The following is a 22,210-nucleotide window of genomic DNA, read 5'->3' on the forward strand; positions in this document are numbered from 1 at the left end:
CGGCCGGCTCACACCTGCGTGTTCGCGTACCCGTGTCTATCGCCATTCGCCACCCAGTCATCAGTTCGCAACCCTACGGCCAACCGTCGGCCACGATGCTCCAAAGCTATTGCCCCACCTGGCATTCGCGCCATGCAGCCTCGTTCGAACGCTGCTACGCTCCCCACTGTGCGCGGCTTCGGTGCACGACGGCGGCTAGCGCGAAGGGACACCCGGGATGTCTTGGCTTAACGGTGCGTCAGATCTGATGACGGTGGTGAAGAGTTTGTACACCGGCGGTAGCGCAGTCCAGAACCAGGACTGGGGTTCGCTCGGCGCGAGCGCGGGCACGATCGTCGGCAAAGGATTGATGTATGCGAGTAAGCAGAGCACGACTCTGGCCAACGCGTTAAAGGCTTCCGGCACAAAAATGCTGCCCACCCCAACAGCTGTCGTCGATGCTGCGGCGATCGCATTGCTGGTCGTGGACTTTCTCAACGGCTTCGGCACTCCCAACTCCGGGTCCGCGGTGTCGACGGCATCGGACAAGTTCGACCTTTTCACCACCACTCTGGTCCCGGGGTGCGTTCCGGACGCCAGGGACTGGTCGGGTCCTGCCGCGACCGCCTACACCGAACAGGTCAACACGCTCAAGAATTACGTGGCAACGATGAAGGGCTACGACAAGACACTGCAGGGGCACTTGAAGAGCCAGGCCGCCGAAGTCAAACGCGCGCATATGTGCATCACCGTCAATGTGGCGGTGCTGACGGCGGCAGCTGGCGTCGCCCTCGCCCTTTACCTGATTCCGGTCGTCGGTCCGGAAGTGTCACTGGCATGGCAGATTGTCGCCGCCTTCGCGTGTTGCTCGGCAGTCTTTGTGATCGAGATGCTCACGCTATCGAACTCGATGACACTGTCGAACGAAGTGGCCGCCTTGGCGCAGCAGTACGTCGCGCTCGGCCGTGAGGTCGAGGCGAAGATGGCGGGCACCTTCGGGCAGATCGTTGGCAAGGTGGCCACGGAGACCTCGTCCAAGGTCTCCGACTTCAGGAACATTTCCGGTGGCCTATCAGACTTCTCGAGCGCGCCGAGCATCTCCGCATTGGCCGTCGCCGCCGGAGATAGCGCGCTGCCGTCACAACGCGCCCTGCTGGACGCATCCGAATCGGCCGGCACCTCGGGAATGAGTTCGGTTGCAGTACAAGCGGAAGCGGCACCCGCGACACCGGTTGCGGCCCCCGCCGCGCCGGTACCAACGATCACGCCGCCCAGCCTGGCGCAGGTTTCTCAGCTGGCGGGTTCGGCCGCGAAGATGTCGCAGCAAGTCTCTCAGCCGCTCAACCAGACGATGCAACAGGTCCAGCAGATCACCCAAATGGGCCAACAGGGCCAGCAATACGGCCACGACGGTGCCGACGCTGCCGCCGACGATCGCGCCGTGCCCGACCCTGACGAGGACACCGCCGCGGCGGCGGGGGCAGCGTCGGGCGAAGGTGGCATGGAGCGTGTACCGATCGATGCCCCGACCGACAGCACCGAGGGGCCCGCGACTGGCCGCGGGCGGGTCCTCTGACGTTGAGCGGCGCAGTGAAACCGTAGCGCGCCAATGCTTTTCCGAGGCGGGCACGAACATTAGGAAAGCGAAGATATGACCGTTCTATTCGTCTCACCGACAATCCTGGAGACCCTTGCAAGGAACCAGACAGACGCGGCGGGCTACGCGCAGGCCGGGGCGGACGCCCTGTCCGGGACCGGTAAGGATTGCTGGATCAGCCATGGGGTGATCAGTGGATCAAGCAACGGGGCGTTCGACACCATCGAAGAGATCCGACAAGCCGCAGGAAAAGCCTTCGCCGACGCGAGTCTCGGCCTGGCCGCCAAGCTCCGGGCTGCCGGGGCGGCCTACGAGGGCGTCGACGGGGAACTGGCCGACAACCTCGACTCCCAAATGCTCGACAGATAGTCATGATCAGTTCCGTCGCCGCCGGATCCGCGGTGCCCGCTGGAGGCGTTGTCGGCGTGGGGGTCACCATCGACGGCTTGTTGGTGATTGCCGACCGGTTGCATCTCTCCGAATTCCCTCCGGCGCTGGGGATTCGACCGAATATCCCGCAAGAGGGTCTGCGTACCCTGGTCTGGGACCAGGTGCGGCGCGACCTCACCGCCCAGGGCGTGCTGGACCATTATGGGCAGCCGCACCCGGCGGTGGCGGCAATGGTGGACACCCTGAGCAGGCCGGACCGCGCGCTGGAGGGCCGCTGGTTTCGGCGAGACGTCGGCGGCCTGATGGTGCGATTCGTTGTATGCCGCAAGAACGACCGCCACGTAGTTGTTGCGCGGGACGGCGACATGTTGGTTCTGCAGCTTTCGGCTCCCCAGGTGGGATTGGCGGGAATGGTGACCGTGGTGCTCGGCACTGCCAAACCCGCTGATGTCCAGCCGCTTACCGGGGTGGCGGCGGAGTTGTCGGCGTGTAGCACCGCAAACCAGTTGATCGAACATGGAGTGGGGGCTCCCTCGGCCCGCATCTATTCCGAACTTATCGGTGCCCCGGACAGCTGGGCGGAAATTACTGCTACCCAACGTCATCCCGGCGGCACGACCACACAAACCCGCGTGGCCGCGGGCGTGCTCGACTCAGCGTGGGGCCGGGTAGTGTCGTTGCCCCGCCGTGTCGGTGGGGAGTTGTACGGAAGCTTCCTGCCTGGCACTCAACAGAATCTGCAGCGGACGCTGGACGGCTTGATGGAATTTCTACCTGCCGGCGCCTGGTTCGACTGAGCCAATCACCCCACTCCATGCTTCCACCGTCCATCCAACCCCGTGTTTCTCGACATTGATTCCGGCCGCCAACACCGCAGAAAGAAGACGACGCGATGCCAGATCCACGCGACCACGACGACCTTGCCGCGTTCGACATCTTCGATGCAGACGAAGTCGACTGCGAGAGCGCAGCAGATCCGGATCTGCTGGAGTTCCCCGGCGATGAGGACTTCTGTATCGAACAGCCAGTTGTTGATCCACTGGACAACGACTACGCACCGCCGGGTGGACCGGCAACGCAAGAAACCGGCAGCACGCTGGACGCCATCGACTCGGCGACCGAGTTCGACGAGGAAGAGGCGCACGGAGAAGAGGAAGCGGGCCTTCAGCTGTTCTCGGTGGTCAACCCCTCCGACACTGTGCTCGTCTCAGCGCTGATGGACGGCAGAACCCAGCGGGTCAAGCTGTCTCCCGAAGCGCTCAGTCAAACCGAATCCGAACTCGCACAAGAGATCATCATCCTTGCTGAGTTAGCTCGGCAGAAAGGCCTGGCCGGCCAGCACACCTACCTGCTCGAAAACGCAGCTCAAGCCGAAGGGCTGCAGGACGTCGGCGATTTCGGGCTGGACGGCACGGAGGTCCTCCGAGCGTTCATGGAGATCGGTATGCAGCTGCCGACACCGGAGCAAGCCGCCGAGGCTGAGGCCGAAGTCTTCGCAGCCCGATACCAGCACCAGAAGGATTGACATGAATTCGGTCACTTATCGTAGAAGTATTGGCGCACAACGGCATATAAAGAGAAGGCAACGTCGCCGCCCAGTGCCGCTCTGACTCGATGTGAAGACTTCCGATCGTGTTCATATTCAATTTGCTTTTCACTTGCGCTCCTTTCACCAATGGTGATGCCGGCGCATGCGCCCTACCCGAAAATTGCTGCCAGCCGAGAGATTTGCAAATAAAGAGGGGTGGCTGAGTATGTTATGGCATGCGCTGCCACCCGAAATGAACACCGCTCGCCTGATGGCCGGCGCCGGCCCAGCCCCGATGCTGGAGGCCGCCGCCGGGTGGGCGGGGCTCGGAAACGCTCTCGAGGCTCAGGCAGTCGGTTTGGCGCAAGCCCTCGTCGCGCTGCAGGGCCTGTGGTCCGGCGCGGGCAGCGAACGGGCGGTAGCCGCGTTCACACCTATGGTGGCCTGGCTCAACGACGCGGCGAGCAAATCCCAGCAACGTGCTACGCAGGCGTCGGCGCAGGCCGAGTCTTACCTCACCGCGCTTGCGGCAACACCGTCGCTAATCGATATCGCGGTAAATCACGTCACGCACGCGGTACTGGTCGCCACCAATTTCCTCGGCATCAACCTAATGCCCATCGGTGCCAACGAAACCGACTATTTCGTCCGAATGTGGAACGAGGCCGCCGCGGCGATGGACGTCTACCAATCGGAGACCGCGGCCAACACAGTCTTCGAGCCGCTGCTGCCGCTGCAGCCCATCGTGCAGCCCGAAGTGGGCGAGATGCTTTCGCCGGGCGTCGGGGGGGTATGGAGCAATGCCCGTCAAGCGGGCACGACGGCGATGCGCCAGTTCGAGGCCGCGGCACAAGGTTTGTCGGATTTGGTCCCCAGTTGGGCCACGTCGTCCGATGAGCAAGCCATGCAGTTGCTGAACCAGCTAGGGCAACTGGGGCCGTTGACCGGACCGATGCAGTCGCTCATGCAGCCGATCCAGCAGCTGACGTCGCTGGTCGGCCAGACCGGCGGCATGGCTGGCAGCGGCATCTCCGGCAGCGACATGGGTGGCAGCGAATTCAGCGCCGCCGCTGTGGGTGGCTCTTCCAGCACTCTAGGCGGAAAGGAACTGGGACAGCTTGGCCTACTAGGTGCCAGCCCGCTGTCCAATCATCCGCTCGCCGGAGGGTCGGGCCCCAGCTTAGGCCCCGGATTGATTCACGGCGGAGCACTGCCGGGAGCGGCGGGATCCGAGCCCCGCACCGCGCTGATGTCGCAACTGATCGAGAAGCCGGCCGACACGGTCTCACCTGCGACACCCGGAGCTGCTCCTGGGTTATCGACCGGCGGCGGCGCAGCGCCGAGGGTCTTGCCGCCAGGGGGCGAAGAGCCGGGGGCGGACACCGAATCGGGTCTGGTGACCACCGCACTGGTCGCCGACCATTCCAGCGAAAGCCAATACGTTGGTCTCGATGAGGGCGACGACTGGTGAACCAACACGCATCGAGTAGCTAGGAGCCCCACATGACAGAGATGAAAACCGATGCCGCCAAGCTCCGCGCGGGGGCAGCGAACTTCGATCAAATTTCGGTCGAATTGCAGCAGATAATCCGCATGGTCGAGAACATTAGTGGCGAACTGTCCGGCCAATGGCGGGGCAAGGCGGGCGCGGCCGCAACGAAGGCTCTGACAAGGTTCCGCGAAGCGGGTCAAGCGCAGATAAGCGCACTCTCCGACATCTCGGCCAATATCCACCAGGCTGGTGTTCAATACGGCAAGTCTGACGACGAACAAGCGGCCGGCTTGGCCTCACAGATGAATTTCGGCTGAACACCCCAGCCCTCGACCCCCGTCAATAAGGGAGAACAGTGATGTCAGACGAACAGACATGGAACTTTGGCGGCATTGAGGCCGGAGAAAGCTCCATCGACGGAGCGGTACGACAGACAGCCGGACTTCTGGACCGAGGCACCCGGGCCCTCAACAATCTCGCGGCGGCATGGGCCGGCAGCGGATCGGATGCCTACCAGGCAGTCCAACTGCGCTGGGACCGCACGTCGACGGAGCTCAATGACTCGCTAAAAAGCCTGGCGTTGCGCATCAAGGAAGCTCGCGAGGCGATGTTGCTGACGGAGTCCAAGGTCACCGGAATGTTCCAGTAGCAACGCTCGCAAAAGGTGAAAGCGCTCAGCATGTCCAAGTCGCAGACGTCGCGTCCGGGGGGAGAGGCGCGAAGCGTAACCCAATTCCGGAGAACCCCCTATGGCTGAAAAATTGAGCGTTGATCCGGCGCTCCTGCAGGCTGCCGCGACGAGGTTGGAAGAATTGACTTATCCAGCGCCCCTGTCTCCGTTCTACCTTCCGGCCCGGGATCCAGTGTCGGCGGCGATTGACGAGACACTGCCGGTCATCGAGGCGCCGGTGATCAACGGGCTTCCCGCCATCAAAGCTGCAAATACCAGGACAGGGTCCCGCCTCGCCGTCGCGGCCAGCATCTACGCCGACACCGATCGGCGCCTGGCCGACTACCTCAGCCAGCTCGAGGTCAGTTCTACGAGCCAGACACGTCCACCGGCTGCGAGCCGGCTGCCGGGCGGCCGGGCCATGCATTGGCCCGACGATGCGAGGAGACACGGACCGGCCCGCGCCGCCCCCGCCGCGCAATTCGTCCCGGCACCTGCGCAGCTCGGCCAGATCAGCGAGCTGGCTACAGCGGTGGGTCCGACCGCGCAGCACGTTCAAGCCGTCACGTCCGTCTTACAAGGAGCTGTCCAGGGCGCCGGCACCAATATCGGCACGCGGCCCGACAACCCGGCACACCCGCCCGCGAAGGAATATCCCGGGGACGAGGGCGACGCACCGGGCGAGCAGGCGCTACCAAACGTTTTCCGGTCGGCGACGGCCGACGCATCGCAGTTTGCACCCACCGGCACCACGTTCTGACTCTGACTGCCGTCCCGAAGCCCTCGTCGAGCCGCCTGTGCCGATTCACGCAGCGTCGGCCAGAGCGGCATCCATGAGTCGAGCGAGACATTTCCAATACAGCCAGTCGGCCACGGCAACGCGCTGGGAGGCCGGATCGGTTGCCTGGTGTGCCTCACTGAGCCGCACCAGTTGAGCACGAGCGGCGTAGGCGCGGAACGCGCGCAGGTGAACGGCCTGGCGGTCTGGATGGCTGCTGGCCAGCGGCTTCGACACGGCTAACCACAACATCGTGAGATGTTCATCCTGCCGACTGGCTGACGCCGGCTGTGGGGGCAACGGGGCGAGATCTCTCACCCGCTTGGCCATCCGCGCTGGAACCACCGGTGCGCCCTTCCCCGGTTCCTCGGACTCGACCGTTTGGCGCGACGGCCGCCGCTCGGCAATTACTGGTGCCGGCGGCAACAAATCGATCAAACGAGCGTCGAGCGTCTCAGCGAGCAGTTCGGCCGCTGCCCGATCGACCACCTCGAGTCGGGTTCGACCGGGCATGTCACCCGTGGCCGGGATGTCGTCCGGCTGCAGCACAACTTTGGCCGCGCCGCAGTCAGAGTTGACCAACTGCTGCTCAGTGCCGATCACAACCCGCAGCTTGCGGTCGTGGTGCGCCGCCCAGCCCTGCACTGCCATTACGGGGTAGGTGGCCCAACGCGCCCGCACAGCTGCCGGGATCGTCGGATCAGCACTGGCCAGGTGGACCTGGTCCGGCAACCGCATGCCATCCGGTAGGTAGGCCAGCCCGTAGCTGTTCGCCACGACAATCGCGCCGTCAGTCGTCACGGCGGTGATCCAAGAGAACCCCAGTTCCACGGGGCGGCCTTTGCCAGGCGCGTTCAACGCCGCCGCGATGCGCCGACCCAACCGCAACGGATCCGTCCCCTGGCGGCGTGCGGCATCGGCAGCGGCGGCCTCGGCGATCGCGTCGCGTTCAATCCGGGCCGCCGAGACAGGGATCGTCGCAGCGGCGCCATCCTCGGTGTGCTCGGCCGGTTGCTCCCGGCCCGTTGAACCGGTCTTGTCATCCGCTGTTGTCCGAGCGGTTCCTACCGCCCGGGTAGCCGCCGCGTGGCGACCCGAGGAGGCAGGCTTGTCTGGAACCTTGCTGACTGGGGCTGCCGTCCCCCCGCCCGAACGGCCACCCGCAGCAGCACCGGAACCGCCGGCTGCCATCGGTCCCATAGGCATGCCGCCCATACCGCTCGACGCCGACGACTGATCCCCCAAAAGGTTCGACGGCGCCGCCACGGACACGGGCCCCCCCGTCTCGATGCCATGCTCGCCCGTGGCCGGCGGTTTCATCGAAGCAGCCGGGTGCAAGGGATGCGCCGGACCGGTTGGAGCCGACGGGGTCGCCGGCCGCGACGGATCGGTCGGGCCTGATGGGGTCGGCGAAGGTGTCGGACCTGGCGGACCCACCGGAGTCGCCCCCACGCGCGTGTTGAGGGGACTCAACGGAGCGGTCGAACCCGACAGGCTTGGCGGACGCGTCGCTGGTGTCGGCGGCCCGTTCCCATTCCCGGCCGCGCGGTCCACGGGTGTCAGCTCGGATGTCCCGGGCACGATTGTGTCCGCACCCTCCGGCGGTGGAGTTGTTGTCGCGTTTTCCGGCACCGACGGCGCGCGGAGTGGGTCGGACGGCGAAGCTTCGTTCGCAGGCGCCACCGATCCCCGGTCAGGGACCGCAATGGTGAACGGTGGCGGGACCTTCTGGTCGAGCAGGTTTTCCAGGGCGCTGTGCGGCGGTTTCCACCATCTGCTTGCCCGGATTTGCTCGGCGGTTGCGGCAACAACACCGGCGTTCTCCAAGTACGCTTCGCTGACCAGCGCCTCGATGGCCGCGCGTCGCGCGTCAGCCGTCAGCCGGGAATCGGTGACGACGGCGTTGATTCGTTGGTTCGCGATCTCAACGTTGTCGCTGATGGCAGCTTTAGCCTCGAAGATCGTGCCGGCGACATAACGCTGCCAGGTAATAACGGTTGCCAGCATGTTCTGCAGTGCGACCAACTCATCGATGTTGCCGCTGAGCTCGCCGTCGGCGGCGGCAGCCGCGGCGCCCGACCAGCCATCGGCCTCGAACATTTCCGCTCGCTGCCGGCGAGTCGCACCCAGCACCTCGGCAACCTGGTGCAGGATTTGCGTCCACGCATGCGCGCGGTCGAACAGGACGTCTTCGTCGGCTTCGGGCCATGCATCGGGGTCGAGCATCTGCTCGGCATGGCCGCCGAACGGCTTTGCGATGCCCATGGCTTAATCTCCGACTCCGCCAGATGGCTGCTGAGAGTGGTTGGTCGGCCACCGGAAGACGTTGAGCATGCCCTGCATCAGCCTGCCTGGTCCCCGTCGTCTTTTGTCCGTCGGCGCCCGATGACGCCGCCGGTCCAGGCCCGTTCCTCGGTGTAGAGCGCCTCCTCGTCGGACCCGACGCGTTTGCCCTGTTTGCCCTCTTTCCCCTGACCGCCGGGGGCGCCTCCCATCGGCATGCCGCCCGCACCCGCGCCGCCTCTGCCGGCTGAGCCCGAAATCACAGCATCCAGGCCCGTCTTACCTGCAGCGGCGCCGGCCGGGCCCGTGCCTCCGGCGCCCGCTGCCGCTCCGAGGGGCATTTTTGGCATGCCTGCACCGGCACCCCCGCCGCCCACGCCCGCCGGTTTGACACCGGTATCTGCTGGGGTTCTTCCGAGCTTGTTGATGGCCTCGGTCAGCTTCGGGTCGTTCTGCGGTGACGGCGGCATGCCGCCGGGCATCCCGGTGAAGGGTGTGGTCGTGTTCGCCAGGTCGGACAAGCTGCCGCCAGATAAATCGTCGCCAGCCGGAACATCAGGCGTCGGTATGACGCCGTCGGGCACATCCCCTGGATCGGGCTTGTTCGGGTCGGGTGTGTCGGATGGCGGGGCAATCGGAAAGGCCGCAGGCGGAGTCGCCGGTATCACCGGAGACAGCGGGATGCCGGCATTGGCAACATACAGTTGCAGCGACGTCTCCGATTGGGCCTGCAACTCCTCGTACCACGCAATGGCATAATTCAGATACGGACTATTCGTCCGTATGTATGCCTGATACCAATAGTCGCACTGCGATACCTCGTAGGTTGTCGGATGTTCCGCTGGGACTGTGGAGTTTCCGTGCCCGTCCGACGTCGTATGTTGGCCGTACACTGCTGCCTTCTTGTGGGCGTCCACTACCCGCAGCGCCTGCCGGCTCAAGTCGGCACATAATGCGGACATGGTGTATATCCACTGCCGCTGAGTATCGAAATTCGCCTCGACGGCTATTTGCGATGCACCCTCCCATGAAGTGAACGGACGGAACCGATACGTCTCCGCCTGGAAGGCGCGCTGAAATGCATCCCATTCAGCAGCAAATTCCAAGTAGGCCCGCCCCGCATCGCCGGTTGTGATGAGCGTCGCCGCTTCTCTGACTTCGTAATAGGGGAATTCAAACGGCGCCGTGGCGGGGGGCGCCGGGGCGGGGCGCGGTGGGAACACACCACCGAAATCCTCATTTGGATCACACATCACGCTCATCTGAGCGTCGCCGGCGGCACTCCCCGTATTGGCAGCGCCACCGACCGTGACCGAGCTGATGGCCGCGGAGGCTTCCTCGTCGACCGATTCATATGCCTTGGCCGCGTTCCTGAGGGATGTCGCCAGCTTCTTCCATTCACGTTCGCCGGCTTGGAGGTACAACCGCATCGCGTCGGCGGAAAGCGCAATCTGCACCGCAGAATTGTCGACGAACTTGAGCCGGCAGGGCGCTTGCGGGTTCACCGACGGTACGCCAGGCATGGGTTGCTCGATCTCGTCCGCCCGCGCCATCAGCTCCTGGTATTCAACGCTCAGGGTCTGCGCCATGTCGCTGGTTCTCCTTGTGTCAACTCATCCGTCGTCCGATCCGCTGCTGAGGTGCGCCGGAAACTCCTGCAGGAGTAGAGAATTGCACCTCCACCAGCTTGCCGCTGAAACTGCGGGGCAACGCCGGGCGTCGCGCAGGTTAACGATCACACCGACCTGATCAGCGTCGATCCATGCCGGCCCGGCCGGACGCTGCAGGACCGGTCCCCAAACCGCCGGACTCCGCGTATGCTGCGTCGATCCGGTTGTCATGGCTGGGACTTCAGCGATGTCCCCGAGCCAGTCCTCCGTTGTTGAACTCACCTTGACCACGAATCACCGAACAATGGGTGCCGCGCATCATTCCCTGCGATCATCATCGCCAATCGTTATCTTATCCGTAACAGCCAGTCGGCGCGCGCTAAGCTAACCACCGATATGAACCTGGACATCCACCTGCAGACCCATTCGGACAGCAGCGTGCATGGCGCTCACCGATACGTCGCCGCGCCCAAGAGTGAGATTATGCTTCGCTGCACTCAGTCGCTCGTCAACGCGATCAATCGCGCCGAAGGCAAAATCATGTTGCGGGTTTTCGATGACCATTCTTCACCAGAAGTCATAACGTCGCTTCACCGGATACTCGGGACATGCAGACATGCGGTCGAGTTTGTTCCGTTGCAAAACAGCGGTTACAACGCATCTTGCCTGGCATCCTTCTCCAAGGCCCACGACGACGGCGCTGACCTGGTGTATTTCGTGGAGGACGACTACCTCCACGCACCCTCGGCAGTCCTGGAGATGCAGGAGGCGCATGCGCTGTTCAAGGATCAACTCGGCGGCCAGGAAGTCGCGCTGCACCCGTTCGATGATCCGAAGAACTATTGGAGCAAGATTTTCCGGCAAGAGCGTTGCCGGGTGTTGCAGGGCACCAGACGGCATTGGCGAACCAACACCCACACAACAAACACATGCTGGGTCGAAATCGAAACGCTCCGGCGTAATTGGGAACTTTTTGAGTTACTGGCCCTGCATTCAAGCACCCCCTATGGTGAAGCCGCACATATTTTTGAGGCGTCGACAATCAACCGGATCTGGCGCGAACAAGTCACCCTCCTCACACCGATTCCTTCGTTAGCGCTGCACCTGCAATACGAACAGCACATCGACCCATACCTGAATTGGAAGGAATGGTGGGCGTCAGCCGCCTACTGAGATCAAGTGGTCATGTGTGGCGCGCCGCGAAGAGCCCGCAGTAACTTCGCTGCCCGGCAGACTTGAACTGCCGATAGACCTTGAAGTTCGCTGTGCCGGCCCGCAGCTCGGCCAGAAACTCTTCGAGTCCGCCCACGAGGTCGTCGTACTGCTCTTGGAGCAGCGCGACGCGCGACTGGTGATCATTTGCTCGGTTCGCGTGCGAGATCCGCAGTGCCAGTACCGATAGCCGATCAACGATGGTTGCGGGCGTGTCGGTATGTAGCGGACTACGCGGGTTGGGGTGCAGAACCTCAAGCAGGGTGATGTCGATATCTTCGATAGTCGCGCAGCGACGGCCGTTGAGGTCGTCGATGCAGCGCTTCCTCCGAGCGATCTCGTGGTCGCCGGCACCGACCCGGCGAACCGCGTCTTCGTGATGCCAAAGATCGAAGTTAAACGCGTGCAGCAGTAGCGCTTTCGCTTCGACGCCATCCCCGGCAGGGACGGCAATGCGTTCGACGTCATGCCATGACAGTGCGCAGTCATGGAACTGGCGCACGGCGGCCAGCAGGCCCGCATCAGCCAGCGTCGTCTCATGCTGATGATCGGCATCGACGTCTGGCATCAAGTCACCGCTCCTGCGCATCGTAATGTCGTTGCCGCACAACCACATCGCGGCGGCGACTCCTTCGGCACGATGGTGGATAAACTACATCGTAAGCCCGGCTCCCAGCCGCGCAGACACGTCAACATTATTGATGCGCATAGCAATTCGATGAATGCCCCCAATTGCGGCATCGTCATGATGGAGTCACCGAACATCCGTTTACTCAACAGTCGACAAGTGATCGCCGCTCAGGATTGCATTTCACTGGAACCCGTATCGTTCTCCCGAGCCTAAACTCCCGCGCACACTGTGTCATATCAGGGATCAGTGGCAATGATCACTGACGCGAGGGCGCGATATCGACGAGTTCTTCCAGCGCCTCGAGCACAGCTTCCACCTCGATGTCCGCCATAGTGGGCATGTCAACGTGCCGGTGGCGCCCGAATCTGAACCCCCACGTCGCGCTGCGCGTGGGACCGAAGAGCCCAACGCCGGGAACGCGCCCCAAATCGGCGGCATGGAGCATGGCGGAATCGATCCCGAGGAAGAGATCCGCGCGGCATACCATGCCCACGGCGAGATCGAGCGGCATGCCCAGGTAGGGAAAGACCCGGTCACATTCACGCCCGGTGTTGAGCTCCTCGTGTCCCATTCCCACTATCCAGGCGACGAAGTCGCGATGACGCGACAGGAATCGGTCCAGCAGGTCAATGAACTTCTCTGCAGACCAACGCTTCTCGGCCCAGTTCGTGTCGGCGTGTACCGCGAGCACCTTGCTGCCCTCCGGCAGGGCGGACCGGATCGACCGGGCCCGATCACTTACGGACGGCGGGAGTACCAATGGCTGAGCATAGTTCTCGATCCGCAGCGACGCATCGAAAACGCGCGCCAGTCTGAAGGTCAGGTCGGCGGCATGGCATTCCTCTTTCGTGACTACAAAGTCGTAGCCATGCCTGGTGGGGAATCCGATCGTCGTGGTGGGCGCAAGGCGCTCCACGAGTGGGCGGATAACGACACTGGACAACGAGTTCCATGCGAGGGTATCGATGAATACGTCGACGGCACCGATCTGCTCCGCCAGCGTGCGGTGGTCGATGGCCCGAAGTGGCACCCCCGGCAACGGGTGTGGTCCGGTCAGCGGCAACCCGGTGGTGTCTACATGAAGCTGGCTTACCTCTCGAAAGCACAGGTCGAAAACGACCTGCGGGCAGATCAATGTGATTGGGGCGGTGAATAGTTCACCCAATGCCCGCAGCGTGGGTAACGTCAGCAAGGCATCGCCGATGTTGGTTACGAAACATACCGCGGGCCGGTGCGCCTGCAATACGTCGCTTAGCGGGACGCGATCAGGTCCGGTGTCATCACCAGAAAAGCCGGCCGTTGAATCAAACGTTAGCGCCATCCCGGGGATTACAGATCGTTGCGGACTTTCCACGTCAATCGAAACCCAGGTTTCGGGCGAGAACGTCCACCTCTGCCCAGGCCGGATCGTTGTCGTCCCCGCGATCCCGCGCGGACGCCGCTGGGTGCAGCGGACAAAGGTTGCCGACCTTCCATGGCAGGGGGGAGCCGTTTCGGAAAAACTGGTGGTCACCGACGGTCTCGGGCGGTGGATGGGTGATGCAAGCAGCTTCGTCGGAAAAGGTCAGGCCCCAACGACTAAAGGCGGCGTTAAGGGTCATCGTCGGTCGGGCCGCGAAGGCCTCGTAGTTCAGCACCACGAGTTCATCCGCATCGGTGTCGACAAGCGGTTGCAGGTACGTCTTGACCAGCTCCAAGGCTTCTGCCACCGTATCTTTGATCCAGAAGTCGACGGACGTGCGCATAGGCGAGTCTCGATGCGCCAACATAGAATTCACGACCTCCCGGGGGTCTCGCAGGACGAAGACGGGCACAGCGTCCGGAAAGGCCCGGCGCAGCGCGCTCAGCTGGGTCGCATACCGAGGGTTCTTCTCACCCCAGATGGTGCTCGGGCCGGTGACCTCGCTCATCACCGTTCGCAAGGCGTTAGCTGGATCCGCCGTTAGCCGCGCATAGCGCTGAAAGTCGGCGTAGACTCCGCGATCCGTCAGGAAGGCCCGTAGGGTTCCCACGACCGACGGGCCGCGTCGACTGATCTGCAGGAGGTCGATCTCGTCGAAAAGCTTTATATCCTGCCGAGAATTGAGGCACTGGGTGACGATCGTAGTGCCCGATCTCGGCGCTCCTACGATGAACAGCTGCACGGCGATCGCCGCAGTCAGCCGAGGGAAAGGCCTACCGACTTCGCCAAATTGGCGGTGACTTCGATCAGGGATGCGATCATTTGCTGCTGCTCTCCGGCGATGGCTGCCGTCGCCTTAGCCTGCGCGTTGGCGATCGCCTCATTGATGCGCTGCTCGACGCTCTCGGCGCCCAGCCGCATCATGCCCTCCTCAATGGACAAGGCGGTCAACAAGCGGTGCCCGTTGATAGTGGCAGTAACCGTCTTCTCTTCGTCTGTGGCAGTAAAGGATCCGGCGTCGGATTGGGTCATCTGGTCCTCGAGAAGTGTGTTGAATCGCTTCAACTGCTCCAAGGTCTCGGCTACCTGCGGGTGCTTCGGCTCCGGTTCGATGCCCATCTGCTCTCCCTTACCTCGTGATGTCGAACGTTGCTGCACTAGTGGTCATTCGGTCGTTGCTAAAGCCGTGGCTAGTCCCCTCGTACGGAAGGGCCCTCCGGGGGTAACACCTGCCGATCGCCAACGACTTCGTGGTGGGCCGGTCGATGGAGGCGGTCAACCAAGCGGTTCACCACTCGCCGCTCCATTCCACCGGTTCGGCTAACCGATCGAGGGCACTGCTGCAGGCTCAGCCTCGCGGAATCGTCCGTCCTAGCCGGCGAGTCCATTCCGGAGACCGGGCATCATCGCTGCGGCCTTCTCGCTGACTGCGCTGATAATCGCTACACCTGACAACGACACGATGAATACCGACTTTCCGCCCGCTGTCACGCCGATGAACGGGTGTGTATGCCTTGACTGGCCGCATTGCGCAGCCGCGCCGCCGCCTCGGCTTCGCGACGGAACCGCTGTACGAGAGTCTGGTTGGTCGCCAGCTGCGGCGGGAGCAGCTTGATTGCGACCAGTCGGTTGGTGCTGGCGTCGTAGGCGCGCCACACCTCGCCCATGCCGCACTGGCCCGGCCGGTCGTCGACAGCAAGATCCTGTGGTCCGGATCGGCCTCCGGCCGGGATGAAACACTGGTGGGCATGTGGTCGCGAGGCCTGGGCATCACCCTGGTGGCGGGCGTCGCGTCCGCCGCTTGCGCTGCGACACCACCGGCCGGCCCGGGCTCTGCCGCACGGTCCAACTATGTCGCGATGGGCGACTCCTTCGCGGCGGCCCCTGGCGTGCCGGAGCCCGCGCTGCCGCGCGGATGTCACAAGTCGACGAACAACTACCCGGCCGTGCTGGCGCGTCGCCTCGCGACGCCCGCTTTCCAGGACGTCACCTGCAGCGGGGCAACCACCGATGACGTCGTCAGCCGGGAGCAGCGCACCGACCACGGCCTGATCCCGCGCCAACTCGACATGGTGGGGCCGCCCACCGACCTGATCACGATCACCATCGGCGCCAACGACGTGGGGCTGGCCGGCGATGCGGAGTCGTGCGAGGTGAAGGCGACCGACCCGAAGCCGTGCACTGCCGAGTTCGTCGTCAACAACGTCGACCGGGTGTCCACCGCCATCGCCGAGCAGGTGCCGGTCTGGGCGAACATGATCGACCAGTTGCGCGCCGACGCACCCAGGGCGCGCATCATTCTGGTGGGCTACGGGGTGTTCGTCCGGCCCGGCGGCTGCTTCCCCGATCAGCCCCTGCTGCCCGGCGACGCGAATTATCTGCAGGCCAAGGTCGACGAACTCGACGATCGGCAACGACAACTCGCCACGGAGAAAGGGGTTGAGTTCTTCGACACCCGGTCAATATCGGCGGGCCACGACATGTGCGCCCCGGCCGGTGAACGCTACGTCGAGGGTTACGTCACCGAGAACGACGCCGTGCCATTGCATCCCACCGCGCTGGGGGCGGTGGCGGTGGGAAATGCATTGACCGACTACCTGGTGCTGTCGGAAAACCGTTAGCAGGTTTAGCCGGGTATTTCGGCGTCAATATCGATCGAGTCCGGGACGGTATCAAGTGAATGGAAGGGCCGATGCGCGCACTGACTGGCTTCGGGACTTGCGCTTCAGCGTTTACGGTAATGGCCGCTTCGACGGCCACACTCGGAATGGGCATGGCCGGCGCCACCGGCCCGGTGTCGATCAGCTCGGTCTTGCGAAATTGCGACGGCAGCGCCGTCCAGACCGCGGTCCAGACGCCGCGGACGTCGCTGGGGCGGGGTGTCGTGCTCTTCCGCAGCTCAGGCTCGACGGTGACCGCGAATATCAATCTCGTGATCTCCAACCAGCCGGGCGCCCACTACGACGTCGGGCTGATTCAGGTTCCGCGGCCGACATCGGCGACCTGTGGCCCGGGTGACCCGGGGACATCGTTCACCGGCGTCGACACCGATCCGGCCGGCCAAGCGAACGTGACCATCACCGCTCCCCGTCAGCAAGGCGCCACCGGCGTTTGGGTCATGGTGACAACCCCGAATCCGCACAATCAGGCTCCGGGTGAGTACTACAGCTCGGAATTCGTGGCGCCGTTATAAAACGGGCGATCGTGTAATACCGTCGCCGCATGACCGACTACGAGCCAGAGTCCGTCGATCGGCTCCCGTTCTCGACGCCGGAAAAGTCGCAGCGCTACAAGACCGATAATTTCGCCGGGGCCGTCGGCCTCAATTGGTATCGCACCGATCCCACGCTGCAATTCATGATGGCGTACTACCTCACACCCGACGAATTGGCGGTCGTGGAGCCACATTTGACCGGGATCGGTGAGCTGATGGGCGGGCCGGTCGCCCGCTGGGCCGAGGAGACCGACCGCAACCCCCCGCGGCTGGAACGCTACGACCGCTGGGGTCACGACGTCAGCCGCGTGGTGATGCCGCCGTCGTTCACCGCGGCCAAGCGGGCGGTGCTCGACGCCCAGGGCGCCCTGCGGGAGGCGTGCCGGGGTGCGGGTTTCCGCTCGTCGCTGTCGATGTTCGCCTCGAACTACCTGCTGAACCAGGCCGACATCGGGATGGGCTGCGCGCTGGGTACCGGCGGCGGCATGGTGCAGTCGCTGGTGGCCGCGTATGCGCCGGCCGATGTGCGTGATCATGTGCTGGCCAAGTTCGAGTCGGGCGAATGGGCCGGCGAGACAGCGCAATTGCTGACCGAACGGACCGGCGGATCGGATCTGGGCGCACTGGAGACGACGGCCCGACGGTCCGGTGACGCATGGTTGCTGAACGGGTTCAAATGGTTCGCGTCGAACTGCGCCGGGGAGGCGTTCGTCGTGCTGGCCAAGCCCGAGGGCGCACCGGACTCGAGTCGAGGGGTAGCCAACTTTCTGGTGCTGCGCACCCGGCGGGACGGTTCCCGCAACGGGGTTCGGGTGCGGCGGCTGAAAGACAAGCTCGGCACCCGGTCAGTCGCGTCCGGGGAGGTCGAGTTCGTCGACGCGGAAGCTTTTCTGCTCTCCGGTGAGCCTTCCGGGGAGTCGGGCCCGTCCGACGGCAAGGGGCTGGGCCGGATGATGGAGCTGACCAACGCGGCGCGCCTGGGTATCGCGCTGTTCGGGCTCGCTAATGCGCGACGCGCCCTGGTCGAATCGCTCTGCTACGCGCGGCAGCGGCAGGCGTTCGGCGGCGCGCTGATCGGCAAGCCGCTGATCCGACGCAAGCTCGCGGAGCTGATCGTCGACGTCGAGGCCGCTCAGGCGCTGGTGTTCGACGGCACCGGAGCCGTGAATCACCGACAGCCGCGTCGCACGCGGCAACGCATCGCGGTGCCGGTCACCAAGCTCAAGGTCGCCCGCCTGGGCATCACCGCGGCATCGGACGCGATCGAGCTCCACGGTGGCAACGGCTACATCGAAACATGGCCGGTGGCAAGGCTTTTGCGCGACGGCCAGGTCAACACCATCTGGGAGGGACCGGACAACATCCTGTGTCTGGACGTACGCCGCGGCATCGTGCAATCCCGCGCCCACGAGGCGTTGCTGACCCGGTTGCGGGACGCGGTGTCGGTCTCCGACGACGACCCGACGACGCGGCTGGTGGCCGACCGGATCGACGACCTGGAAGCAGCAGTCACCGCGTGGGAGAAGCTGGACGGCGCCGTGGCCGAGGCGAGGCTGTTCCCGCTCACCCAGTTCATGGGCGATGTCTATGCCGGAGCGTTGTTGACCGAGCAGGCGGCCTGGGAGCGAGAGACGCGCGGCGCTGAGCGCAAAGCGCTGGTCGCGCGGCTGTACGCCCAGCGCTGCCTCGCCGACCGCGGGCCACTACGCGGCATCGATGCTGACGGCGAGGAGGCGCTGGATCGCTTCGACGAACTGGCCGAGGGAGCGTTGCGGCTGTGAGGCGCTGCGTCGCGATTGTTGCCGTCGCGCTGGCCGCGGCCGGGTGCTCCGGTCAGGCACGTGGGCACGCGGCCCTGGTCGAGCCGGTCGGCTGAGCCACCGACGGTGAAATGCCCGACGCTGCGGCGGCGCGTCGCGTCGCCAGATTCACACTCGGCCGCAATGCGTAAGCCGGCCGGTGAGTCCCGAATGCCCGCCGACATGGGACTTCAGTCCCTACCGCGACACACGGCTGCGATGGTCCGATGAATCGGGATTCGCGAATGGCGTACACGGAGGTGCGGCGATGCAAACACAGCCGACGATTCAGGGCGAACGGCGCAACACTCGCCACGGTCCGGGAGTAAGCACCACCTCGTGGCGCGCCGACCTCGACGGCGCGTCCGCCGCCATCGGCGGCTTGATAACAGCGAAAGATGCCCAGGCTTTGCGGCCCGGCTCCGGCATGCTCGTCGTGACGCGCGGCCCCGACACCGGAGCGCAATTCCGGCTGCATGAAGCCGTCACCTCCGCGGGCCGGCATCAGCTCAGCGACATTTACCTCGACGACATCACGGTCAGCCGCCGGCATGCCGAATTCCGAAGGGAAGGAAACGAATTCCGCGTCGTGGATTGCGGTAGCCGCAACAACACATTCGTCAACCGGGAACCGGTCGAGTCGGCGATACTGACCAACGGCGACGAGATCCAGATCGGCAAGTTCCGATTGGTGTTCGTCGGGTCGGCCCGTTGACGGCCCACGCCCAAACCCGGTCGAAGGCAATGTGCCCCGGTTCCGGCGGCCTGCGCCGTCTCGGAAGCTGTATTCGGTTGGGGCCAGATGCCCCCCGGGGTAAGGCCGAAAGTCCCTAGATACCTCATCGCCCGCGCGAGACCGTAGTCCTCCAACGGATCCTGTCGGGCGGGAGACACATGTCTTATTTGATCGCGTCACCAGACGCTCTGGCAGCGGCGGCGACGGATTTGACCGGCATCGGCTTGGGCCTTCGCGATGCCCATGCCGCGGCGTTCGCCCCGACCACCCGGATACTGGCCGCGGCGCAGGATGAGGTGTCAGCGGCTATTGCGGCGCTGTTCGGTGGCTACGCGCAGGAATATCAGCTGTTGCGTGTCCAGGCGGAGGCATTCCACGCTGACTTTGTGCAGGCATTGCAGGGAGCCGGCGGCGCCTACGCCCAGGCCGAATCAACGGGTGCCGCACAGTTGCAGATCCTGGGCCAGAATGTCGCGAGCTTGATCAACGGCCCCACCGCGGCAGCGACCGGACGTCCGCTGTTCGGCAACGGCGCTGACGGCGCGCCGGGCACCGGCCAGAACGGCGGTGACGGCGGCTGGCTGTTCGGCAACGGCGGCAATGGTGGCTCGGGTGCGTCGGGAGGCAACGGCGGCGCCGGCGGGTCAGCTGCATTCTGGGGGCGCGGTGGCAACGGCGGCGCGGGTGGTGCCGGAGTGACCGGCGGCAACGGAGGCAACGGCGGAGCCGGTGGGGCCAACGGCTGGATCGGCGGCGGTTTAGGCCCGTTCGGGCCCGCGACTGGCGGCGCGGGTGGCGCTGGCGGCGCCGGCGGAGCGGGCGTGGCCGGCGGGCCGGGCGGCAACGGTGGGGCCGGCGGCGCCGGCGGCGCCAACAACCAGCTGCTGTCGCTGTGGGGCGCGGCGGGCGCGGGCGGTGCCGGCGGCGTTGGTGGAGCAGGTGGCGTCGGTGCCGACGGGACGGCCGGCGGGATCGGCTCCGGCGGTGGGCATGGCGGGCTCGGCGGAGCCGGTGGGGTCGGCGGCGCCAACAGCGCATTGTTGGGCGGCACCGCCGGTAGCGGCGGGGCCGGCGCGGCCGGCGGGGCAGGTGGCCATGGCGGTCAAGGCGGCAGCGGCGTGGGCTTCGGCGTGGACGGCGGCGGAGGGGGTAACGGCGGGGTCGGCGGCGATGCCGGTATCGGTGGCGCCGCCGGCGCGACCGCATTCTTGGGAGCCGCAGGTCACGCGGGCGCGGCGGGTGCAGGCGGGACCGGCGGCACCGGTGGCACCGGTGGGGCCGGCGAGGCGGGTTCGACCGGCGGCGGTCACGGCCTCAACGGCGGAGCGGGCGGCAACGGCGGCGCCGGCGGCAACGCCACTGCAGGCGGCATCAACGGCAGCGGCGGCGGCGGAGGCGTCGGCGGTACCGGTGGCAACGGTGGTTCGGGTAGCTCCGGGGTCGGCCTGCATCTGGCCGGTGGGACGGGTGGTGACGCCGGTAATGGCGGCGCCGGCGGCTCCGGGGGACTCACCGGCAGCGGCGGCACCGGGGGCAGCGTGGGGCAATCCGGCACCGGGGGCGTTGGCGGGACCGGCGGCGCCGGCGGCACCGGCGACAACGGGGTCGGCGGCGGCGTCGGCAAGGCTGGGGGCATTGGGGGACACGGCGGCGCCGGCGGCGCCGGGGGCGATGCCGTCGCCGGCGGCACCAACGGGAACGGCGGTACCGGTGGCGTCGGTGGTATCGGTGGCGACGGCGGCGCCGGCGGTTCCGGCGTCGGGTTGGGTCTGGCTGGTGGTAACGGCGCCGAGGGCGGCGCCGGCGGCGCCGCCGGAACCGGCGGACTGGCCGGGAGCGGAGGCACTGGCGGGAATGTGGGAAATACGGGCACCGGCGGTCTGGGTGGCCGGGGAGGTGACGGTGCGGCCGGCGACCACGGAGTCAACGGCACCGGTGGCGGCCCCGCTGGCGCCGGCGGTACTGGCTTGGCCGGTGGACAGGGCGGCAAGGGCGGGGCGGGCGGGGTCAGTGGACTCGGCGGCACCAACGGCAGCGGCGGCGCAGGTGGCAGCGGCGCCGCCGGTGGCAACGGCGGCGACGGCGGCTCCGGGATCGGCCTAGGCCTGGTCGGCGGCGCCGGCGGCAACGGTGGTGCGGGCGGAGACGCTGGGTCCGGTGGACTCGCCGGCGCCGGCGGGACCGGCGGCCTCGACGGAAACGCGGGCAACGGCGGCCTGGGTGGCGACGGCGGCCACGGCGGCACCGGTGACAGCGGTCCCGTCGGCCCCGGCGGCGGCGTCGGCGGCAACGGCTTGGCCGGCGGCGAAGGCGGCAACGGCGGCCATGGCGGCAGCAGCGGAACCGGCGGCACCAACGGCAGCGGCGGCCTAGGCGGCAACGGCGGAGCCGGTGGCGCGGGCGGCGACGGTGGTTCGGGCGTCGGCATCCTCCTGGGCGGTGACGACGGTGGCGCCGGCGGCAACGGCGGTAACGCTGGCGGCGGTGGTCTCATGGGTACCGGCGGGTCCGGTGGCCACGACGGCAACGCCGGCACTGGCGGTCAAGGTGGAAGCGGAGGCAACGGCGGCACCGGCGACAGCGGCGTGCCCGGATCCGCCGGTGTCCCCGGCGGCGACGGTTACGCGGGTGGCCGAGGCGGCAACGGCGGGGACGGCGGCAGCAGTGGTACGGGCGGCACCAACGGTAGCGGCGGCCTCGGCGGCAACGGCGGAGCCGGCGGCGCGGGCGCCAACGGTGGGTCTGGCGTCGGCCTGCAACTGGCCGGTGCCCATGGTGGAAACGGCGGCAACGGCGGAAATGCGGGCGGCGGCGGTTCCGTCGGCAGCGGCGGCAGTGGAGGACACGCCGGCAATGCCGGAGTAGGCGGAGTCGGGGGCAGCGGCGGCA

At 65.9% G+C, this 22,210-nt stretch carries 22 protein-coding genes; 15 read left to right on the plus strand and 7 right to left on the minus strand.

Annotation, left to right across the window (positions count from 1 at the left end):
• Positions 1–247 precede the first annotated feature (247 nt).
• The 8 genes from AC5Y7D_RS20320 to AC5Y7D_RS20355 all read left to right on the plus strand — a co-directional run bounded on the left by AC5Y7D_RS20320 (position 248) and on the right by AC5Y7D_RS20355 (position 6,416).
• Entirely contained in the window at positions 248–1,555 is a 1,308-nt protein-coding gene (locus tag AC5Y7D_RS20320) for an EspA/EspE family type VII secretion system effector (RefSeq protein ID WP_499927087.1), read from the plus strand.
• 75 nt (positions 1,556–1,630) lie between these two features.
• Positions 1,631–1,945, plus strand: coding sequence for a type VII secretion target (locus AC5Y7D_RS20325; RefSeq protein ID WP_499927089.1), 315 nt, complete (start codon positions 1,631–1,633; stop codon positions 1,943–1,945).
• Between the two features lie 2 nt (positions 1,946–1,947).
• Entirely contained in the window at positions 1,948–2,763 is an 816-nt protein-coding gene (locus AC5Y7D_RS20330; protein ID WP_499927091.1) for an ESX secretion-associated protein EspG, read from the plus strand.
• Positions 2,764–2,858: 95 nt separating this feature from the next.
• Positions 2,859–3,491, plus strand: a complete 633-nt coding sequence (locus AC5Y7D_RS20335; RefSeq protein ID WP_499927093.1) for a hypothetical protein — start codon at positions 2,859–2,861, stop codon at positions 3,489–3,491.
• A 229-nt stretch (positions 3,492–3,720) separates the two neighbouring features.
• Complete coding sequence (locus AC5Y7D_RS20340; RefSeq protein WP_499927095.1) at positions 3,721–4,965, plus strand: PPE family protein; 1,245 nt, start codon at positions 3,721–3,723, stop codon at positions 4,963–4,965.
• Between the two features lie 32 nt (positions 4,966–4,997).
• Positions 4,998–5,303, plus strand: a complete 306-nt coding sequence (locus tag AC5Y7D_RS20345; protein ID WP_499927097.1) for a WXG100 family type VII secretion target — start codon at positions 4,998–5,000, stop codon at positions 5,301–5,303.
• A 41-nt stretch (positions 5,304–5,344) separates the two neighbouring features.
• Positions 5,345–5,635, plus strand: a complete 291-nt coding sequence (locus AC5Y7D_RS20350; protein ID WP_499927099.1) for a WXG100 family type VII secretion target — start codon at positions 5,345–5,347, stop codon at positions 5,633–5,635.
• Between the two features lie 163 nt (positions 5,636–5,798).
• Entirely contained in the window at positions 5,799–6,416 is a 618-nt protein-coding gene (locus tag AC5Y7D_RS20355) for a hypothetical protein (RefSeq protein ID WP_499927101.1), read from the plus strand.
• 45 nt (positions 6,417–6,461) lie between these two features.
• Here AC5Y7D_RS20355 and AC5Y7D_RS20360 read toward each other — a convergent pair whose 3' ends face one another.
• Complete coding sequence (locus tag AC5Y7D_RS20360; protein ID WP_499927102.1) at positions 6,462–8,699, minus strand: EspK C-terminal domain-containing protein; 2,238 nt, start codon at positions 8,697–8,699, stop codon at positions 6,462–6,464.
• A 77-nt stretch (positions 8,700–8,776) separates the two neighbouring features.
• On the minus strand, positions 8,777–10,306 hold the full coding sequence (espB, locus tag AC5Y7D_RS20365; protein ID WP_499927103.1) for an EspB family ESX-1 secretion system-associated protein: 1,530 nt from the start codon (positions 10,304–10,306) through the stop codon (positions 8,777–8,779).
• A 417-nt stretch (positions 10,307–10,723) separates the two neighbouring features.
• Here espB and AC5Y7D_RS20370 point away from each other — a divergent pair, with 417 nt between their 5' ends.
• Positions 10,724–11,500: a hypothetical protein gene (locus AC5Y7D_RS20370; protein ID WP_499927105.1), complete on the plus strand. Its 777-nt coding sequence runs from the start codon at positions 10,724–10,726 to the stop codon at positions 11,498–11,500.
• A gap of 10 nt (positions 11,501–11,510) precedes the next feature.
• Here AC5Y7D_RS20370 and AC5Y7D_RS20375 read toward each other — a convergent pair whose 3' ends face one another.
• Complete coding sequence (locus AC5Y7D_RS20375) at positions 11,511–12,107, minus strand: DUF4254 domain-containing protein (RefSeq protein ID WP_499927107.1); 597 nt, start codon at positions 12,105–12,107, stop codon at positions 11,511–11,513.
• On the opposite strand from AC5Y7D_RS20375, the gene AC5Y7D_RS20380 reads away from it, so the two are divergent.
• Positions 12,084–12,383, plus strand: coding sequence for a hypothetical protein (locus tag AC5Y7D_RS20380; protein WP_499927109.1), 300 nt, complete (start codon positions 12,084–12,086; stop codon positions 12,381–12,383). The genes AC5Y7D_RS20375 and AC5Y7D_RS20380 overlap by 24 nt on opposite strands.
• Positions 12,384–12,426: 43 nt before the next feature.
• Here the strand turns inward: AC5Y7D_RS20380 and AC5Y7D_RS20385 are convergent, their stop codons facing one another.
• From AC5Y7D_RS20385 to AC5Y7D_RS20400, 4 genes are all read right to left on the minus strand, one after another.
• Positions 12,427–13,335 (minus strand): glycosyltransferase family 9 protein, encoded by a 909-nt coding sequence (locus tag AC5Y7D_RS20385; RefSeq protein WP_499927111.1) that lies wholly within the window; start codon positions 13,333–13,335, stop codon positions 12,427–12,429.
• A gap of 190 nt (positions 13,336–13,525) precedes the next feature.
• Positions 13,526–14,314, minus strand: coding sequence for a sulfotransferase family protein (locus AC5Y7D_RS20390; protein WP_499927113.1), 789 nt, complete (start codon positions 14,312–14,314; stop codon positions 13,526–13,528).
• Between the two features lie 14 nt (positions 14,315–14,328).
• The gene (locus AC5Y7D_RS20395; protein WP_499927115.1) at positions 14,329–14,691 is read right to left on the minus strand and encodes a YbaB/EbfC family nucleoid-associated protein; all 363 of its coding nucleotides are present in this window, start codon (positions 14,689–14,691) and stop codon (positions 14,329–14,331) included.
• A 368-nt stretch (positions 14,692–15,059) separates the two neighbouring features.
• Positions 15,060–15,239 (minus strand): hypothetical protein, encoded by a 180-nt coding sequence (locus tag AC5Y7D_RS20400; protein ID WP_499927117.1) that lies wholly within the window; start codon positions 15,237–15,239, stop codon positions 15,060–15,062.
• Between the two features lie 81 nt (positions 15,240–15,320).
• Between AC5Y7D_RS20400 and AC5Y7D_RS20405 the strand changes: the two genes are divergently transcribed.
• From AC5Y7D_RS20405 to AC5Y7D_RS20425, 5 genes are all read left to right on the plus strand, one after another.
• Positions 15,321–16,193, plus strand: a complete 873-nt coding sequence (locus AC5Y7D_RS20405; RefSeq protein WP_499927118.1) for an SGNH/GDSL hydrolase family protein — start codon at positions 15,321–15,323, stop codon at positions 16,191–16,193.
• Between the two features lie 119 nt (positions 16,194–16,312).
• A complete protein-coding gene (locus AC5Y7D_RS20410) occupies positions 16,313–16,765 on the plus strand; it encodes a hypothetical protein (RefSeq protein ID WP_499927120.1) in 453 nt (150 codons plus the stop codon).
• A 29-nt stretch (positions 16,766–16,794) separates the two neighbouring features.
• Positions 16,795–18,567, plus strand: a complete 1,773-nt coding sequence (locus tag AC5Y7D_RS20415; RefSeq protein ID WP_499927122.1) for an acyl-CoA dehydrogenase family protein — start codon at positions 16,795–16,797, stop codon at positions 18,565–18,567.
• Positions 18,568–18,853: 286 nt separating this feature from the next.
• Positions 18,854–19,300, plus strand: a complete 447-nt coding sequence (locus tag AC5Y7D_RS20420) for an FHA domain-containing protein (protein ID WP_499927124.1) — start codon at positions 18,854–18,856, stop codon at positions 19,298–19,300.
• A 179-nt stretch (positions 19,301–19,479) separates the two neighbouring features.
• A partial coding sequence (locus AC5Y7D_RS20425) for a PE family protein (protein WP_499927126.1) occupies positions 19,480–22,210 on the plus strand: 2,731 nt, incomplete at its 3' end.

This window comes from Mycobacterium sp. NGS49, from assembly GCF_059812565.1.

Coding starts and splice junctions, on each gene's coding strand:
- espB (WP_499927103.1), bottom strand. CDS start 10,306: ATGGCGCAGACCCTGAGCGTTGAATACCAGGAGCTGATGGCGCGGGCG.
- AC5Y7D_RS20325 (WP_499927089.1), top strand. CDS start 1,631: ATGACCGTTCTATTCGTCTCACCGACAATCCTGGAGACCCTTGCAAGG.
- AC5Y7D_RS20370 (WP_499927105.1), top strand. CDS start 10,724: ATGAACCTGGACATCCACCTGCAGACCCATTCGGACAGCAGCGTGCAT.
- AC5Y7D_RS20320 (WP_499927087.1), top strand. CDS start 248: ATGACGGTGGTGAAGAGTTTGTACACCGGCGGTAGCGCAGTCCAGAAC.
- AC5Y7D_RS20410 (WP_499927120.1), top strand. CDS start 16,313: ATGGCCGCTTCGACGGCCACACTCGGAATGGGCATGGCCGGCGCCACC.
- AC5Y7D_RS20360 (WP_499927102.1), bottom strand. CDS start 8,699: ATGGGCATCGCAAAGCCGTTCGGCGGCCATGCCGAGCAGATGCTCGAC.
- AC5Y7D_RS20395 (WP_499927115.1), bottom strand. CDS start 14,691: ATGGGCATCGAACCGGAGCCGAAGCACCCGCAGGTAGCCGAGACCTTG.
- AC5Y7D_RS20405 (WP_499927118.1), top strand. CDS start 15,321: ATGTGGTCGCGAGGCCTGGGCATCACCCTGGTGGCGGGCGTCGCGTCC.
- AC5Y7D_RS20380 (WP_499927109.1), top strand. CDS start 12,084: ATGATCGGCATCGACGTCTGGCATCAAGTCACCGCTCCTGCGCATCGT.
- AC5Y7D_RS20340 (WP_499927095.1), top strand. CDS start 3,721: ATGTTATGGCATGCGCTGCCACCCGAAATGAACACCGCTCGCCTGATG.
- AC5Y7D_RS20375 (WP_499927107.1), bottom strand. CDS start 12,107: ATGCCAGACGTCGATGCCGATCATCAGCATGAGACGACGCTGGCTGAT.
- AC5Y7D_RS20415 (WP_499927122.1), top strand. CDS start 16,795: ATGACCGACTACGAGCCAGAGTCCGTCGATCGGCTCCCGTTCTCGACG.
- AC5Y7D_RS20345 (WP_499927097.1), top strand. CDS start 4,998: ATGACAGAGATGAAAACCGATGCCGCCAAGCTCCGCGCGGGGGCAGCG.
- AC5Y7D_RS20400 (WP_499927117.1), bottom strand. CDS start 15,239: ATGGGCGAGGTGTGGCGCGCCTACGACGCCAGCACCAACCGACTGGTC.
- AC5Y7D_RS20335 (WP_499927093.1), top strand. CDS start 2,859: ATGCCAGATCCACGCGACCACGACGACCTTGCCGCGTTCGACATCTTC.
- AC5Y7D_RS20330 (WP_499927091.1), top strand. CDS start 1,948: ATGATCAGTTCCGTCGCCGCCGGATCCGCGGTGCCCGCTGGAGGCGTT.
- AC5Y7D_RS20420 (WP_499927124.1), top strand. CDS start 18,854: ATGCAAACACAGCCGACGATTCAGGGCGAACGGCGCAACACTCGCCAC.
- AC5Y7D_RS20350 (WP_499927099.1), top strand. CDS start 5,345: ATGTCAGACGAACAGACATGGAACTTTGGCGGCATTGAGGCCGGAGAA.